The sequence below is a fragment of the Pseudomonas sp. S3_A03 genome (assembly GCF_054668275.1).
The window spans coordinates 4,038,832-4,054,725 of record NZ_CP162753.1 but is presented as its reverse complement, the minus strand read 5'-3'; the positions used below and the strand labels follow the sequence as shown (position 1 = coordinate 4,054,725).

Here is a 15,894-nt window from a genome sequence, read left to right as displayed (position 1 = left end):
AAGACGCCCCCTAGTGGGGCGTTTTGCTTTCCGTCACTTTTGTCCTGGAACCTGCCGATGAGCGCTCCTCGTGAAACCATCGCTGCTGTTGCAACCGCTCAAGGTCGCGGCGGTGTCGGTATTGTGCGTATTTCCGGACCGCTCGCAGGTCCTGCCGCCAAGGCGATCAGCGGTCGGGAGTTGAAGCCGCGTTACGCCCATTACGGCCAATTTCTGGCCGCCGACGAAAGCGTGTTGGACGAAGGCCTGGCGCTCTATTTCCCAGGCCCCAACTCCTTCACCGGTGAAGATGTCCTGGAGCTGCAGGGCCACGGCGGCCCCGTGGTCCTGGATATGCTGTTGCAACGCTGTTTGCAATTGGGTTGCCGTCTGGCCCGCCCAGGTGAGTTCAGTGAGCGGGCATTCCTTAACGATAAGCTCGACCTGGCACAGGCCGAAGCCATCGCCGACTTGATCGAGGCCAGTTCTGCACAGGCGGCGCGCAACGCGTTGCGTTCTTTGCAGGGGGCATTTTCGGTGCGTGTGCATAACTTGACCGAGCAATTGATTAGCCTGCGTATCTACGTTGAGGCGGCGATTGATTTTCCTGAGGAAGAAATCGACTTCCTCGCCGATGGCCACGTCTTGGCGATGCTGGATAAAGTCCGTGAGGAGTTATCCACCGTTCTGCACGAAGCCGGGCAGGGCGCTTTACTGCGCGATGGGATGACCGTGGTGATTGCGGGTCGACCCAATGCCGGTAAATCCAGCCTCCTCAACGCATTAGCCGGCCGTGAAGCGGCTATCGTCACCGAAATTGCCGGCACCACCCGGGACATCCTGCGCGAACATATCCACATCGACGGCATGCCACTGCACGTGGTCGACACCGCAGGCTTGCGCGATACCGACGACCAAGTGGAAAAGATCGGCGTGGAGCGCGCCCTCAAGGCCATCAGCGAAGCGGATCGCGTGTTGCTGGTGGTCGATGCCACTGCGCCGGAGGCTGCGGATCCCTTTGCCTTGTGGCCGGAATTTCTAGAGCAGCGACCTGACCCGGCCAACGTTACCCTGATCCGCAACAAGGCCGACCTGACAGGCGAAGCCATCGTTCTGGAAACCAGCGAGGATGGCCATGTCACTATCAGCTTGAGCGCCAAGTCGGCGGGTGATGGGCTTGAATTGCTGCGAGACCATCTCAAAGCCTGCATGGGCTATAAGCAGACGTCCGAAAGCAGTTTCAGTGCGCGTCGCAGGCACCTGGAGGCGCTGCGTCATGCCAGCGCGGCCCTCGAGCATGGACGGGCTCAGCTGACCCTGGCGGGTGCTGGGGAGCTGTTGGCTGAGGACTTGCGTCAGGCACAGCAACTCCTGGGCGAGATCACTGGCGCATTCAGCTCGGATGATTTGCTGGGTCGGATTTTTTCCAGCTTCTGCATCGGTAAATAACCCTTCGTTGTTCACAGGCAGGCCATTCGTGCGTGCCTGTTTTGCCCGTTTCAGGGCAGCTCTTTTGATTTTCTGATTAATCCCTCGCATCGAGGCGGCCTTGCCGTGGACGAAATGTGCCGCCAACTACGCTTTTCTGTGGATTAAGCCCTGTGAATAACCGTGCCTGTGCCCAGTTGATAACAGGGCGTAAAACCTGAGTAAAAACCCCTCTGTGGATAACCAATACTTTAATCCACAGGCTTAAAGCACTTATCCAAGGGCCTCATTGGCACATGACCACAGACTTTTGAATCTCTGTACACACCGTAAATAAAGGCTTGTAGAGATCTATCCACAGAAATGGTGCTCAGTAGAAATAAACATAAAAACAAAGATCTTATAAATTTCTTTCTTTTTAATTTCTATTGTCTGTGATTCATCCACAGCTGGTTAAATTTTGTGCAAAGGGTTCTTTAGGAAGGGCTAAGTCCCTATACTTGCCGCCAAAGCTCTAAAACCCGTTCAACAAACAATTCCTGATTACCTACATAAGCAGGCACGAGGTGCGTGGTGGATTTCCCTTCCCGTTTTGAAGTGATCGTCATCGGCGGCGGTCATGCCGGTACCGAGGCAGCACTGGCGTCAGCACGCATGGGCGTAAAAACCCTGCTGCTCACGCATAACGTGGAGACCCTCGGTGCAATGAGTTGCAACCCTGCCATTGGCGGAATTGGCAAAAGCCATCTGGTCAAGGAAATCGACGCCCTTGGCGGCGTCATGGCCATGGCTACCGATAAGGGTGGCATTCAATTTCGCGTGCTCAACAGCCGCAAAGGCCCGGCCGTGCGCGCTACTCGGGCACAAGCTGACCGTATTCTGTACAAGGCGGCAGTACGCGAAACCCTGGAAAACCAGCCGAACCTGTGGATATTTCAACAGGCGGCGGATGACTTGATCGTCGAACAGGACGTGGTGAAGGGCGTTGTCACCCAAATGGGTCTGCGTTTCTTCGCGCAATCCGTGGTGTTGACCACCGGTACCTTCCTCGGCGGACTTATCCACATTGGCATGCAGAACTATTCCGGTGGCCGTGCTGGTGATCCGCCGTCGATTGCCCTGGCAAAGCGCCTGCGTGAGTTGCCCCTGCGTGTCGGCCGTCTGAAAACCGGTACCCCACCACGTATCGACGGGCGTTCGGTGGATTTTTCGGTGATGACCGAACAAGCCGGTGATACCCCGATTCCGGTCATGTCGTTCATGGGTTCCAAAGAACAGCACCCAACACAGGTGAGCTGCTGGATTACCCACACCAATGCGCGTACCCACGAGATCATTGCCGCGAACCTCGACCGTTCGCCGATGTATTCCGGGGTTATCGAAGGCATTGGCCCGCGTTATTGCCCCTCGATCGAAGACAAGATCCACCGCTTTGCCGACAAGGAAAGCCACCAGGTCTTCATCGAGCCCGAAGGCCTGACGACGCACGAGTTGTACCCGAACGGGATTTCCACTTCGCTGCCGTTCGATGTGCAAATCCAGATCGTGCAGTCGATTCGCGGCATGGAAAACGCACACATCGTGCGTCCAGGCTATGCCATCGAGTACGACTACTTCGACCCGCGCGACCTGAAGTACAGCCTCGAAACCAAAGTGATCGGCGGCCTGTTCTTTGCCGGGCAAATCAACGGCACCACCGGTTACGAAGAAGCCGGAGCCCAAGGTTTGTTGGCCGGGACCAACGCGGCGCTGCGTGCACAGGGCAAAGACAGTTGGTGCCCGCGTCGTGATGAAGCGTACATCGGCGTGTTGGTTGACGACCTGATTACCCTGGGTACCCAGGAACCGTACCGGATGTTTACATCCCGGGCCGAATATCGCCTGATCCTGCGCGAAGACAACGCCGACTTGCGCCTGACCGAAAAAGGTCGCGAACTGGGCCTGGTCGATGACGCGCGTTGGGCCGCGTTCTGCAAAAAACGCGAGAGCATTGCACTCGAAGAACAGCGCCTGAAAAGCACGTGGGTTCGTCCGGGTACCGAACAGGGCGACGCGCTCGCCGAAAAATTCGGGACGCCGCTGACCCACGAATACAACCTGCTGAACTTGCTGTCCCGTCCTGAAATCGACTACGCGGGCCTGGTCGAAGTAACGGGCGGTGGCGCAGAAGATCCACAGGTCGCCGAACAGGTTGAAATCAAAACCAAATACGCCGGTTACATTGACCGCCAGCAGGACGAAATCGCCCGTCTGCGTGCCAGTGAAAACACCAAGCTGCCTGTGGATATCGACTACACCGGTATCTCCGGGCTGTCGAAAGAGATTCAAAGCAAGCTGGGGATAACTCGGCCGGAAACCCTGGGCCAGGCGTCACGCATCCCCGGCGTCACCCCGGCAGCCATTTCGCTGTTGATGATTCATTTGAAAAAACGCGGCGCGGGCCGTCAGTTGGAGCAAAGCGCTTGAGTTCGTTGGTTACCTCGCAACACGCCGAAGAGTTATCCACAGGTGCCCGCCAGTTGGGCGTTGACCTGAGCCCCGTCCAGCAGCAATTGCTGCTCGGCTACCTGGCCCTGTTGATCAAATGGAACAAGGCTTACAACCTCACGGCGGTGCGTAATCCCGACGAGATGGTGTCCCGGCATTTGCTCGACAGTCTGAGCGTGATGCCGTTCATCGAAAACGGTCGCTGGCTGGATGTGGGCAGTGGCGGCGGCATGCCGGGCATTCCCTTGGCCATCCTGTTTCCCGAGTCGCAAGTGACCTGTCTGGACAGCAACGGCAAGAAAACCCGCTTCCTGACCCAGGTCAAACTCGAACTCAAGCTGGATAACCTGCAAGTTATCCACAGTCGCGTCGAAGAGCTCATCCCTGAACAGCCTTTCAACGGGATTGTGTCCCGAGCGTTCAGCAGCATGGAGAACTTCAGCAACTGGACCCGTCACTTGGGCGACCGCGATACTCGCTGGCTGGCAATGAAGGGCGTCCATCCAAGCGATGAGCTGTTAGCATTGCCGGCAGACTTCCACCTCGATAGCGAACACGCCCTGGCCGTACCCGGTTGCCAAGGCCAACGCCATCTGCTGATACTGCGCCGCACGGCATGATTGGGAACACAAGCAAGAATGGCTAAGGTATTCGCGATAGCGAACCAAAAAGGTGGCGTGGGTAAAACCACCACCTGCATCAACCTCGCAGCATCCCTGGTCGCGACCAAGCGCCGGGTGCTGTTGATCGATCTCGATCCACAGGGCAACGCCACCATGGGTAGCGGTGTGGATAAACACGGCCTGGAAAACTCGGTCTACGATTTGCTGATCGGCGAGTGCGACCTCGCACAGGCCATGCACTATTCCGAGCACGGTGGTTATCAACTGCTGCCGGCCAACCGCGATTTGACCGCGGCGGAAGTGGTGCTGCTGGAAATGCAGATGAAAGAAAGCCGTCTGCGCAGCGCCCTGGCGCCGATCCGTGATAACTACGACTACATTCTGATCGACTGTCCACCCTCGCTGTCGATGCTCACGCTCAACGCGTTGGTCGCCGCCGATGGGGTGATTATCCCCATGCAGTGCGAGTACTACGCGCTGGAAGGGCTCAGTGACCTTGTGGATAACATCAAGCGCATCGCCGAGTTGCTCAACCCGAACCTGCAGATCGAAGGCCTGTTGCGCACCATGTTCGACCCGCGCCTGAGCCTGATGAACGATGTGTCGGCCCAGCTCAAGGAACACTTTGGCGAGCAGCTATACGACACCGTAATCCCACGTAACATCCGCTTGGCCGAAGCGCCGAGCTATGGCATGCCGGCGTTGGCGTATGACAAGACTTCGCGTGGCGCCATTGCCTACCTGGCTTTGGCTGGCGAGATGGTTCGCCGTCAACGCCGCAACTCCCGCACCGCTGCAGCCCAGCCAACTTAAGGAATCCCCATGGCCGTCAAGAAACGAGGTCTCGGACGTGGACTGGATGCACTGTTGAGTGGTCCGACCGTCACATCGCTTGAAGAACAAGCGGTGCAGGCTGACGAACGTGAGCTGCAGCACCTGCCTCTGGACCTTATCCAGCGCGGCAAGTACCAGCCACGCCGGGACATGGACCCGCAGGCGCTGGAAGAACTGGCCAACTCGATCAAGGCCCAGGGCGTGATGCAGCCGATCGTGGTTCGCCCGATCGGCGCCGGGCGCTTTGAAATCATTGCGGGCGAACGCCGCTGGCGCGCCAGTCAGCAGGCCGGCAAAGAGACCATTCCGGCGATGGTGCGCGATGTGCCGGATGAAACGGCCATTGCCATGGCGTTGATCGAGAACATTCAGCGTGAAGACCTCAACCCGATCGAAGAAGCGATCGCCTTGCAGCGTTTGCAACAGGAATTCCAGCTGACCCAGCAACAAGTGGCCGAGGCGGTGGGTAAATCCCGCGTAACCGTGTCCAACCTGCTGCGCCTGATCGCGTTGCCGGAAGTCATCAAGACCATGTTGTCCCATGGTGACCTGGAAATGGGCCACGCCCGTGCATTGCTCGGATTGCCTGAAAATCAACAGGTTGAGGGGGCGCGACACGTTGTCGCACGGGGGCTCACCGTTCGTCAGACCGAAGCCCTGGTTCGCCAGTGGCTCAGCGGCAAACCTGCACCGGTCGAAACCGCCAAACCTGATCCGGATATCGCGCGTCTTGAGCAGCGCCTGGCCGAGCGCCTGGGCTCTGCGGTGCAAATTCGCCATGGCAAGAAAGGCAAAGGCCAATTGGTCATCGGATATAACTCCCTTGATGAGCTGCAGGGCGTCCTTGCCCACATCCGCTGAAACATTTGCTTATGTAGCGCGTGATCGGAAATCACTACCCGGCAGTTGAATAGGGGCAGAACCGCCCCTATACTCTGCGCGCATTTTGTCGGCACAAATTATGCCAAGTTATTGATTTCCGGCAGCCGACCATTGAGGAGCAAGAGTGATGGAAACCCGCACGCCAAACACGTTGCCGTTCCATCGCTTGGCCGTTTTCCCGGTCCTATTGGCTCAATTTGTCATTTTGCTGATCGCCGCATTGGCGCTTTGGTACTGGCACGGAGTCGTAGCCGGATATTCAGGACTCTGCGGAGGCCTGATAGCCTTGCTGCCCAATATGTATTTTGCTCATAGGGCCTTTCGGTTTTCCGGCGCCCGAGCAGCCCAGGCTATCGTCCGGTCTTTTTATGCCGGCGAGGCAGGGAAACTGATTTTGACGGCAGTGCTGTTTGCACTGACCTTTGCAGGTGTGAAGCCATTGGCGCCGCTGGCTGTATTCGGCGTCTTCGTGTTGACCCAACTGGTCAGCTGGTTCGCTCCCCTGCTAATGAAAACAAGACTTTCGAAACCTTAGGGCGTTTGAGGCAACCATGGCAGAAACAACCGCTTCGGGCTATATCCAGCACCACTTGCAGAACCTGACCTTCGGTCAGCTTCCCAACGGCGGCTGGGGCTTTGCCCACTCCGCAGCAGAAGCCAAAGAAATGGGCTTCTGGGCTTTCCACCTGGACACTCTGGGTTGGTCGGTCGCACTGGGTCTGATCTTCGTCCTGATTTTCCGCATGGCGGCAAAAAAGGCGACTTCCGGTCAACCGGGTGCCCTGCAGAACTTCGTCGAAGTACTGGTCGAATTCGTCGATGGCAGCGTGAGAGACAGCTTCCATGGCCGCAGCGCCGTGATTGCACCGCTGGCACTGACCATCTTCGTCTGGGTGTTCCTGATGAACGCCGTCGACCTGATTCCGGTTGACTGGATTCCTCAACTGGCCATCCTCATCTCCGGCGACCCGCACATTCCATTCCGCGCGGTATCGACCACTGACCCGAACGCTACCCTGGGCATGGCCCTGTCGGTGTTCGCGTTGATCATTTTCTACAGCATCAAGATCAAGGGCATCGGCGGCTTCATCGGCGAACTGACCCTGCACCCGTTCGGCAGCAAGAACGTTTTCGTTCAAGCCCTGCTGATCCCGGTGAACTTCCTGCTGGAATTCGTCACCCTGGTCGCCAAGCCGATTTCCCTGGCGCTGCGACTGTTCGGCAACATGTATGCCGGCGAGCTGGTGTTCATTCTGATCGCTGTGATGTTCGGTAGCGGTCTGCTCTGGCTTAGCGGCCTGGGCATTGTTCTGCAGTGGGCGTGGGCCGTGTTCCACATCCTGATCATCACCCTGCAGGCCTTCATCTTCATGATGCTGACCATCGTCTACCTGTCGATGGCGCACGAAGAGAACCATTAAGGCCAGTCTCGACTAGTCTGATGTCCTTCCCGGTGAAACGGGAAGGTGGCCCACCAGGGCTATGAAACGATTTGTTTTACCGCTTTAAAATCTAAAAAACCTAAACCATACGACGTAAAAGTCGGGAGGAAAGATGGAAACTGTAGTTGGTCTAACCGCTATCGCTGTTGCACTGTTGATCGGCCTGGGCGCTCTGGGTACTGCCATTGGTTTCGGCCTGCTGGGCGGCAAATTCCTGGAAGGCGCAGCGCGTCAGCCAGAAATGGTTCCAATGCTGCAAGTTAAAATGTTCATCGTCGCCGGCCTGCTCGACGCCGTGACCATGATCGGTGTTGGTATCGCTCTGTTCTTCACCTTCGCGAACCCCTTCGTTGGTCAACTCGCCGGTTAATCACTCATTTTTTTGAGTGATTGGTGTGTTGTGCAACGAACGAGCGAGGTATTGGCGTGAACATTAATGCAACCATTATTGGTCAGTCCTTAGCGTTCTTGATTTTTGTAGTTTTCTGCATGAAGTTCGTATGGCCTCCGGTCATCGCGGCTTTGCACGAACGTCAGAAGAAGATCGCGGATGGACTGGACGCTGCCGCCCGAGCAGCTCGCGACCTGGAGTTGGCCCAAGATAAAGCGGGTCAGCAACTGCGCGAAGCGAAAGCCCAGGCAGCCGAAATCATTGAGCAAGCCAAGAAACGCGGTAACCAGATTGTTGAAGAGGCTGTTGAAAAAGCCCGTATCGACGCTGACCGTGTGAAGGTTCAGGCTCAGGCCGAGATCGAGCAGGAACTCAATGGTGTCAAAGATGCGCTGCGTGCCCAACTGGGTGCTCTGGCCGTCGGCGGTGCTGAGAAGATCCTGGGTGCCACAATCGATCAAAACGCGCACGCGGAGCTGGTTAACAAACTGGCTGCTGAAATTTAAGCGAGGGCGATCATGGCAGAATTGACCACGTTGGCCCGACCTTACGCTAAGGCAGCCTTCGAGCACGCCCAGGCCCACCAGCAGCTGGCCTCTTGGTCAGCCATGCTCGGCCTGGCTGCAGCAGTGTCGCAAGACGACACCATGCAGCGCGTGCTCAAGGCCCCGCGACTGACGAGCGCAGACAAGGCCGCCACTTTTATTGAAGTGTGCGGCGACAAGTTTGATGTGAAGGCACAGAACTTCATCAACGTCATTGCCGAAAACGACCGTCTCCTGCTTCTGCCGGAGATTGCCGCTCTGTTCGACCTGTACAAGGCTGAGCAAGAGAAGTCGGTAGACGTTGAAGTCACCAGTGCTTTTGCATTGAACCAAGAACAGCAAGACAAACTCGCCAAGGTTCTCAGTGCACGACTCGACCGGGAAGTGCGCCTGCAAGTTGCGGAAGACCCATCCCTCATTGGGGGTGTTGTCATTCGCGCCGGCGACCTGGTTATCGATGGCTCGATTCGCGGCAAACTCGCGAATCTTGCCGAAGCATTGAAATCTTGAGTTTGAAGGGGCAGCAGAGCAATGCAGCAACTCAATCCTTCCGAAATAAGTGAAATTATCAAGGGCCGCATCGACAAGCTCGATGTGACCTCCCAAGCCCGTAACGAAGGCACTGTCGTCAGCGTATCTGACGGCATCGTGCGGATTCACGGTCTGGCCGACGTTATGTACGGCGAGATGATCGAGTTTCCGGGCGGCGTCTACGGTATGGCCCTCAACCTGGAGCAAGACTCCGTAGGTGCCGTTGTATTGGGCGCATACACCAGTCTGGCTGAAGGCATGAGCGCCAAGTGCACAGGCCGCATCCTCGAAGTTCCGGTTGGTAAGGAACTGCTGGGTCGCGTAGTCGACGCACTGGGTAACCCTGTTGACGGTAAAGGTCCACTGGGCAACACCGAGACCGACGCGGTCGAGAAAGTTGCTCCAGGCGTGATCTGGCGTAAGTCGGTAGACCAGCCTGTACAGACTGGCTACAAGGCTGTCGATGCCATGATTCCTGTCGGCCGTGGCCAGCGTGAGCTGATCATCGGTGACCGTCAGATCGGTAAAACCGCTCTGGCCATCGACGCGATCATCAACCAGAAGAACAGCGGCATTTTCTGCGTCTACGTCGCTATTGGTCAGAAGCAATCGACCATCGCCAACGTGGTTCGCAAGCTGGAAGAAAACGGCGCCCTGGCCAACACGATCATCGTGGCTGCCAGTGCTTCGGAATCTCCTGCGCTGCAATTCCTGGCACCGTACTCCGGTTGCACCATGGGTGAATTCTTCCGCGACCGCGGTGAAGACGCGCTGATCGTTTATGACGATCTGTCCAAGCAGGCAGTGGCTTATCGCCAGATCTCCCTGCTGTTGCGCCGTCCACCAGGCCGTGAAGCTTACCCAGGCGACGTGTTCTATCTCCACTCCCGTCTGCTGGAGCGCGCATCCCGCGTTTCGGAAGAGTATGTAGAGAAGTTCACCAACGGCGCAGTGACCGGAAAAACCGGTTCCCTGACCGCACTGCCGATCATCGAAACCCAGGCTGGCGACGTTTCCGCGTTCGTTCCGACCAACGTGATTTCCATCACCGACGGTCAGATCTTCCTGGAATCGGCCATGTTCAACTCAGGCATCCGTCCTGCAGTGAACGCCGGTGTTTCGGTATCCCGTGTGGGTGGTGCCGCTCAGACCAAGATCATCAAGAAGCTCTCCGGTGGTATCCGTACCGCTCTGGCTCAGTACCGTGAACTGGCGGCATTCGCCCAGTTCGCATCTGACCTGGACGAAGCGACCCGTAAGCAACTTGAGCATGGTCAGCGCGTTACCGAGCTGATGAAGCAGAAGCAATACGCCCCAATGTCGATCGCTGACATGGCGTTGTCGCTGTATGCCGCTGAGCGTGGGTTCCTGACCGACGTTGAAATCGCCAAGGTCGGCAGCTTTGAACAAGCGCTGATTGCTTACTTCAACCGCGATCACGCCGAATTGATGGCGAAGATCAACGTGAAGGGTGACTTCAATGACGATATCGACGCTGGCATGAAAGCCGGTATCGAGAAGTTCAAGGCCACCCAAACCTGGTAAGCCGCAGCGGGAGCCGCAAGGCTCCCGCTTGCTAACCTGATAGGTGTTACATGGCAGGCGCAAAAGAGATTCGCAGTAAGATTGCGAGCATCAAAAGCACGCAAAAAATTACCAGCGCCATGGAAAAAGTGGCGGTCAGCAAAATGCGCAAGGCACAAATGCGCATGGCTGCTAGCCGTCCTTATGCGGAGCGTATCCGCCAGGTAATTGGGCATCTGGCCAACGCCAACCCGGAATACCGCCACCCGTTCATGATCGGCCGCGAAGTTAAGCGTGCGGGTTATGTGGTAGTGAGCAGTGACCGTGGTTTGTGCGGTGGTTTGAATACCAACCTGTTCAAGGCCCTGGTCAAGGACATGGCGGTAAACCGCGAAAACGGCGTCGAGATCGATCTGTGTGTTGTTGGTAGCAAGGGTGCGGCCTTTTTCCGCAACTTCGGCGGTAACGTCGTTGCAGCTATCAGCCACCTGGGTGAAGAGCCGTCGATCAATGATTTGATCGGCAGTGTGAAGGTGATGCTGGATGCGTACCTGGAAGGCCGGATTGACCGCCTGTCCGTGGTATCCAACAAGTTCATCAACACCATGACCCAGCAGCCAACCGTGGAGCAGTTGATTCCACTGGTGGCGACCCCGGATCAGGAACTCAAGCACCACTGGGACTACCTCTACGAACCAGACGCCAAAGAGCTGCTTGACGGCTTGATGGTGCGCTACGTGGAGTCGCAGGTGTACCAGGCGGTGGTCGAGAACAACGCAGCTGAACAAGCGGCGCGGATGATCGCGATGAAAAACGCTACCGATAACGCCGGTGATCTGATCAGCGATTTGCAGCTGATCTACAACAAGGCGCGTCAGGCTGCGATCACCCAAGAGATCTCGGAAATCGTCGGCGGCGCTGCCGCGGTTTAACGGTTCAAATATTCAGAGGATCCAGCTATGAGTAGCGGACGTATCGTTCAAATCATCGGCGCCGTTATCGACGTGGAATTCCCACGCGACAGCGTACCGAGCATCTACAACGCGCTGAAAGTACAAGGCGCGGAAACTACTCTGGAAGTTCAGCAGCAGCTGGGCGACGGCGTAGTTCGTACCATTGCGATGGGTTCCACCGAAGGCTTGAAGCGCGGTCTGGACGTTATCGACTCTGGCGCAGCCATCTCCGTACCGGTCGGTAAAGCGACCCTGGGCCGGATCATGGACGTACTGGGCAACCCGATTGACGAAGCTGGTCCGATCGACACCGAAGAGCGCTGGGGCATTCACCGTCCAGCACCTTCGTTCGCCGAGCAAGCGGGCGGCAACGACCTGCTGGAAACCGGCATCAAGGTTATCGACCTGGTTTGCCCGTTCGCCAAGGGCGGTAAAGTCGGTCTGTTCGGTGGTGCCGGTGTAGGCAAAACCGTAAACATGATGGAACTGATCCGTAACATCGCCATCGAGCACAGCGGTTATTCCGTGTTCGCCGGTGTGGGTGAGCGTACTCGTGAGGGTAACGACTTCTACCACGAGATGAAGGACTCCAACGTTCTGGACAAAGTGGCACTGGTTTACGGTCAGATGAACGAGCCGCCGGGAAACCGTCTGCGCGTAGCACTGACCGGCCTGACCATGGCCGAGAAGTTCCGTGACGAAGGTAACGACGTTCTGCTGTTCGTCGACAACATCTACCGTTACACCCTGGCCGGTACTGAAGTATCCGCACTGCTGGGCCGTATGCCTTCTGCAGTAGGTTACCAGCCGACCCTGGCTGAAGAGATGGGCGTTCTGCAAGAACGTATCACTTCGACCAAGGAAGGTTCGATCACTTCGATCCAAGCGGTATACGTACCTGCGGATGACTTGACCGACCCATCGCCAGCCACCACCTTCGCCCACTTGGACGCCACTGTCGTTCTGTCCCGTGACATCGCTTCCCTGGGTATCTACCCAGCGGTCGATCCACTCGACTCGACTTCGCGCCAGCTGGACCCGAACGTGATCGGCCAGGAGCACTACGACACCGCTCGCGGCGTTCAGTACGTGCTGCAGCGTTACAAAGAACTGAAGGACATCATTGCGATCCTGGGTATGGACGAGCTGTCGGAAGCCGACAAGCAGTTGGTAAACCGTGCTCGTAAGATCCAGCGCTTCTTGTCGCAGCCGTTCTTCGTGGCTGAAGTCTTCACCGGTGCTTCGGGTAAATACGTTTCCCTGAAAGACACCATTGCTGGCTTCAAAGGCATCCTCAACGGTGACTACGACCACCTGCCAGAACAAGCGTTCTACATGGTCGGCGGCATCGAAGAAGCGATCGAGAAAGCCAAGAAACTGTAATCCAAGCGCCCGGAAACGGGCGCTCATCAGGTTGAGGCAATCAGATGGCTATGACAGTCCATTGCGATATCGTCAGCGCGGAAGGAGAAATTTTCTCCGGTCTGGTCGAGTTTGTAACAGCGCACGGCGACCTGGGTGATCTTGGTATCGCCATGGGTCACGCCCCGTTGATTACCAGCTTGAAGCCAGGTCCGATCACGTTGACCAAGCAAGGCGGGGAAAAGGAGGTGTTTTACATCTCCGGTGGTTTCCTCGAAGTTCAGCCGAACATGGTCAAGGTACTTGCCGACACCGTGCAACGTGCTGGCGACCTGGATGAAGCCTCCGCTCAGGAAGCCGTCAAGGCTGCCGAGAAGGCGCTGAACGAAAAAGGCGCAGACTTCGACTACAGCGCTGCTGCAGTCCGTCTGGCCGAGGCCGCAGCCCAGCTGCGTACTCTCCAGCAGATCCGCAAGAAGTAAGCGGCCACGCCGTCATGCTTCATGCGCGATTGATTAAAAAGGGTAGCCTCGGCTACCCTTTTTCTTTTTTTGCAAAACACTTCTCTGGTCTGAAGCCGGACCGCCCAGGATTGGTAGCCATTCATGTCTCTTGAAATCGTCATTCTCGCCGCAGGCCAGGGCACCCGTATGCGTTCGGCCCTGCCCAAGGTGCTGCACCCGGTGGCCGGTAATTCCATGCTTGGCCATGTTATCCACAGCGCCCGGCAGCTGAGTCCGCAACGTATCCACGTGGTCATCGGCCACGGTGCCGATGTGGTGCGTGAGCGTCTGGCGGCGGATGACCTAAATTTCGTCCTGCAGGACAAGCAACTGGGCACCGGCCACGCCACAGCACAAGCCGTGCCGTTCATCACCGCTGACACCGTGCTGATCCTCTACGGCGACGTACCGCTGATCGAAGTGGAAACCCTGCAACGCCTGCTCAAGCACGTGGTCCCAGGCCAAATGGGTCTGCTGACCGTCGAACTGGATGACCCCACCGGCTACGGCCGCATCGTGCGTAATGCCGACGGCAAGGTCGCCGCCATCGTGGAACACAAGGACGCCAGCGAAGCCCAACGCGCCATCACCGAAGGCAATACCGGCATCCTCGCCGTCCCGGCCAACAAGCTCGCCGACTGGATGAGCCGCCTGTCGAACAACAACGCCCAAGGCGAGTACTACCTCACCGACGTCATCGAGATGGCGGTGAGTGACGGCCTGGTGGTCGCCACCGAGCAGCCCCACGACCCAATGGAAGTGCAGGGCGCCAACGACCGCAAGCAATTGGCCGAGCTGGAGCGTCACTACCAACTGCGTGAAGGCCGTCGCCTGATGGCCCAGGGCGTAACCCTGCGCGATCCTGCCCGCTTCGATGTACGCGGTGAAGTCAGCGTGGGCCGGGACGTGCTGATCGACATCAACGTGATCCTCGAAGGCCGCGTGATCATCGAAGATGACGTGGTCATCGGCCCCAATTGCGTGATCAAGGACAGCACCCTGCGCAAGGGCGTGGTGATCAAGGCCAACAGTCACATTGACGGTGCGGTGATGGGCGAGGGCAGCGATGCCGGGCCGTTTGCGCGGTTGCGTCCTGGCAGCGTGCTAGAAGCCAAGGCCCATGTGGGTAACTTCGTCGAACTGAAAAACGCCCACTTGGGCGAGGGCGCCAAGGCGGGTCACCTTACCTATTTGGGCGATGCCACTGTCGGTGCACGTACCAACATCGGCGCCGGCACCATCACCTGCAACTACGATGGCGCCAACAAGCACCAGACTGTCTTGGGTGAAGACGTGTTTATCGGCTCCAACAATTCGCTGGTGGCGCCGGTGAGCGTAGGCGACGGTGCCACAACGGCGGCCGGCTCCACCATCAACCAGGATGTGGATAACTTGCAGTTGGGTGTCGCCCGCGCCCGCCAACGCAACATCGACGGCTGGAAACGCCCGGTTAAAATCAAAAAAGACCTGAGTTATCCACAGCCTAAAGGTCAGCAAATCTCCAATGTGGGAGGGGGAAGCCCCCTCCCACACTTGTTATGTGACGTATAAAAAATCAAGCCCACCGCTTGACGATCTTTCGCTAATAGGTTTTGATTGCCTTCGTTATCTTTCGAAACGAAACTTATCACTGCCATGTCGAAACGAAATACACCCCAACGACGCCACAACATCCTGACCTTGCTCAACGAACAAGGCGAAGTCAGCGTGGACGAATTGGCCAAGCGTTTCGAAACGTCAGAAGTCACCATCCGCAAGGATTTAGCCGCGCTGGAAAGCAATGGCTTGCTGTTGCGCCGCTACGGTGGCGCGATCACCATGCCCCAGGAACTGGTCGGCGACCCTGCCCAACCCATCTCAACCTACAAACGTGCCATCGCCCGTGCTGCCGTGAAGCGCTTGCGCGAACACGCCCGCATCATCATCGACAGCGGCAGCACCACCGCCGCCATGATCCCCGAACTCGGGCACCAACCCGGCCTGGTGGTGATGACCAATTCCTTGCACGTGGCCAGCGCGTTGAGCGAACTGGAACACGAGCCGGTGCTGCTGATGACCGGTGGCACCTGGGACCCGCATTCGGATTCATTCCAGGGTCAGGTCGCCGAGCAGGTACTGCGCTCCTACGACTTTGATCAACTGTTCATTGGCGCCGATGGCATCGATCTGGAGCGCGGTACTACCACCTTCAACGAACTGCTGGGCCTGAGCCGTGTGATGGCCGAGGTCGCCCGTGAAGTGGTGGTGATGGTCGAGTCCGACAAGATCGGCCGCAAGATTCCCAACCTGGAGCTGCCCTGGAGCAGCGTCCATACCCTTATTACCGATGATCGCCTGCCGCTTGAGGCCCGCGACCAGATCCAAGCCCGCGGCATTACGCTGATATGCGCGGCAATCATCTAGGAGAAGC

At 57.5% G+C, this 15,894-nt stretch carries 15 protein-coding genes and 1 pseudogene; all 16 read left to right on the top strand.

What is annotated here, in order from left to right; genetic code table 11:
* The first annotated feature begins 57 nt into the window (after positions 1-57).
* The 16 genes and pseudogenes from mnmE to AB4O25_RS18520 all read left to right on the top strand — a co-directional run bounded on the left by mnmE (position 58) and on the right by AB4O25_RS18520 (position 15,887).
* Positions 58-1,428 carry a tRNA uridine-5-carboxymethylaminomethyl(34) synthesis GTPase MnmE gene (mnmE, locus tag AB4O25_RS18595; RefSeq protein WP_017528676.1) on the top strand — a complete coding sequence of 457 codons (1,371 nt, stop codon included), beginning with the start codon at positions 58-60 and terminating at the stop codon, positions 1,426-1,428.
* Positions 1,429-1,980: 552 nt separating this feature from the next.
* Complete coding sequence (mnmG, locus tag AB4O25_RS18590; protein WP_026067322.1) at positions 1,981-3,873, top strand: tRNA uridine-5-carboxymethylaminomethyl(34) synthesis enzyme MnmG; 1,893 nt, start codon at positions 1,981-1,983, stop codon at positions 3,871-3,873.
* A complete protein-coding gene (rsmG, locus tag AB4O25_RS18585) occupies positions 3,870-4,514 on the top strand; it encodes a 16S rRNA (guanine(527)-N(7))-methyltransferase RsmG (RefSeq protein ID WP_017528674.1) in 645 nt (214 codons plus the stop codon). The genes mnmG and rsmG overlap by 4 nt, the downstream gene beginning before the upstream one ends.
* Positions 4,515-4,532: 18 nt before the next feature.
* Entirely contained in the window at positions 4,533-5,330 is a 798-nt protein-coding gene (locus tag AB4O25_RS18580; protein WP_017528673.1) for a ParA family protein, read from the top strand.
* A gap of 9 nt (positions 5,331-5,339) precedes the next feature.
* A complete protein-coding gene (locus tag AB4O25_RS18575) occupies positions 5,340-6,212 on the top strand; it encodes a ParB/RepB/Spo0J family partition protein (RefSeq protein ID WP_017528672.1) in 873 nt (290 codons plus the stop codon).
* A 148-nt stretch (positions 6,213-6,360) separates the two neighbouring features.
* The gene (locus tag AB4O25_RS18570; RefSeq protein WP_010565865.1) at positions 6,361-6,768 is read left to right on the top strand and encodes a F0F1 ATP synthase subunit I; all 408 of its coding nucleotides are present in this window, start codon (positions 6,361-6,363) and stop codon (positions 6,766-6,768) included.
* Between the two features lie 16 nt (positions 6,769-6,784).
* Positions 6,785-7,654 (top strand): F0F1 ATP synthase subunit A, encoded by an 870-nt coding sequence (gene atpB, locus AB4O25_RS18565; protein ID WP_065879216.1) that lies wholly within the window; start codon positions 6,785-6,787, stop codon positions 7,652-7,654.
* A 133-nt stretch (positions 7,655-7,787) separates the two neighbouring features.
* Positions 7,788-8,045 carry a F0F1 ATP synthase subunit C gene (atpE, locus tag AB4O25_RS18560; protein WP_002555987.1) on the top strand — a complete coding sequence of 86 codons (258 nt, stop codon included), beginning with the start codon at positions 7,788-7,790 and terminating at the stop codon, positions 8,043-8,045.
* A gap of 56 nt (positions 8,046-8,101) precedes the next feature.
* Positions 8,102-8,572 (top strand): F0F1 ATP synthase subunit B, encoded by a 471-nt coding sequence (locus AB4O25_RS18555; protein ID WP_008439543.1) that lies wholly within the window; start codon positions 8,102-8,104, stop codon positions 8,570-8,572.
* Positions 8,573-8,584: 12 nt separating this feature from the next.
* Positions 8,585-9,121, top strand: coding sequence for a F0F1 ATP synthase subunit delta (locus AB4O25_RS18550; protein ID WP_017528669.1), 537 nt, complete (start codon positions 8,585-8,587; stop codon positions 9,119-9,121).
* 21 nt (positions 9,122-9,142) lie between these two features.
* On the top strand, positions 9,143-10,687 hold the full coding sequence (atpA, locus tag AB4O25_RS18545) for a F0F1 ATP synthase subunit alpha (protein WP_003177064.1): 1,545 nt from the start codon (positions 9,143-9,145) through the stop codon (positions 10,685-10,687).
* A gap of 50 nt (positions 10,688-10,737) precedes the next feature.
* Positions 10,738-11,598, top strand: coding sequence for a F0F1 ATP synthase subunit gamma (atpG, locus tag AB4O25_RS18540; protein WP_017528668.1), 861 nt, complete (start codon positions 10,738-10,740; stop codon positions 11,596-11,598).
* A 27-nt stretch (positions 11,599-11,625) separates the two neighbouring features.
* Complete coding sequence (gene atpD, locus AB4O25_RS18535; protein WP_003177062.1) at positions 11,626-13,002, top strand: F0F1 ATP synthase subunit beta; 1,377 nt, start codon at positions 11,626-11,628, stop codon at positions 13,000-13,002.
* Between the two features lie 44 nt (positions 13,003-13,046).
* Positions 13,047-13,463: a F0F1 ATP synthase subunit epsilon gene (locus tag AB4O25_RS18530; protein ID WP_005792601.1), complete on the top strand. Its 417-nt coding sequence runs from the start codon at positions 13,047-13,049 to the stop codon at positions 13,461-13,463.
* Positions 13,464-13,586: 123 nt separating this feature from the next.
* A pseudogene (glmU, locus tag AB4O25_RS18525) lies at positions 13,587-14,948 on the top strand (bifunctional UDP-N-acetylglucosamine diphosphorylase/glucosamine-1-phosphate N-acetyltransferase GlmU); the annotation flags it as partial.
* Positions 14,949-15,119: 171 nt separating this feature from the next.
* Entirely contained in the window at positions 15,120-15,887 is a 768-nt protein-coding gene (locus AB4O25_RS18520; RefSeq protein WP_017528666.1) for a DeoR/GlpR family DNA-binding transcription regulator, read from the top strand.
* The last annotated feature ends 7 nt before the right edge of the window (positions 15,888-15,894 follow it).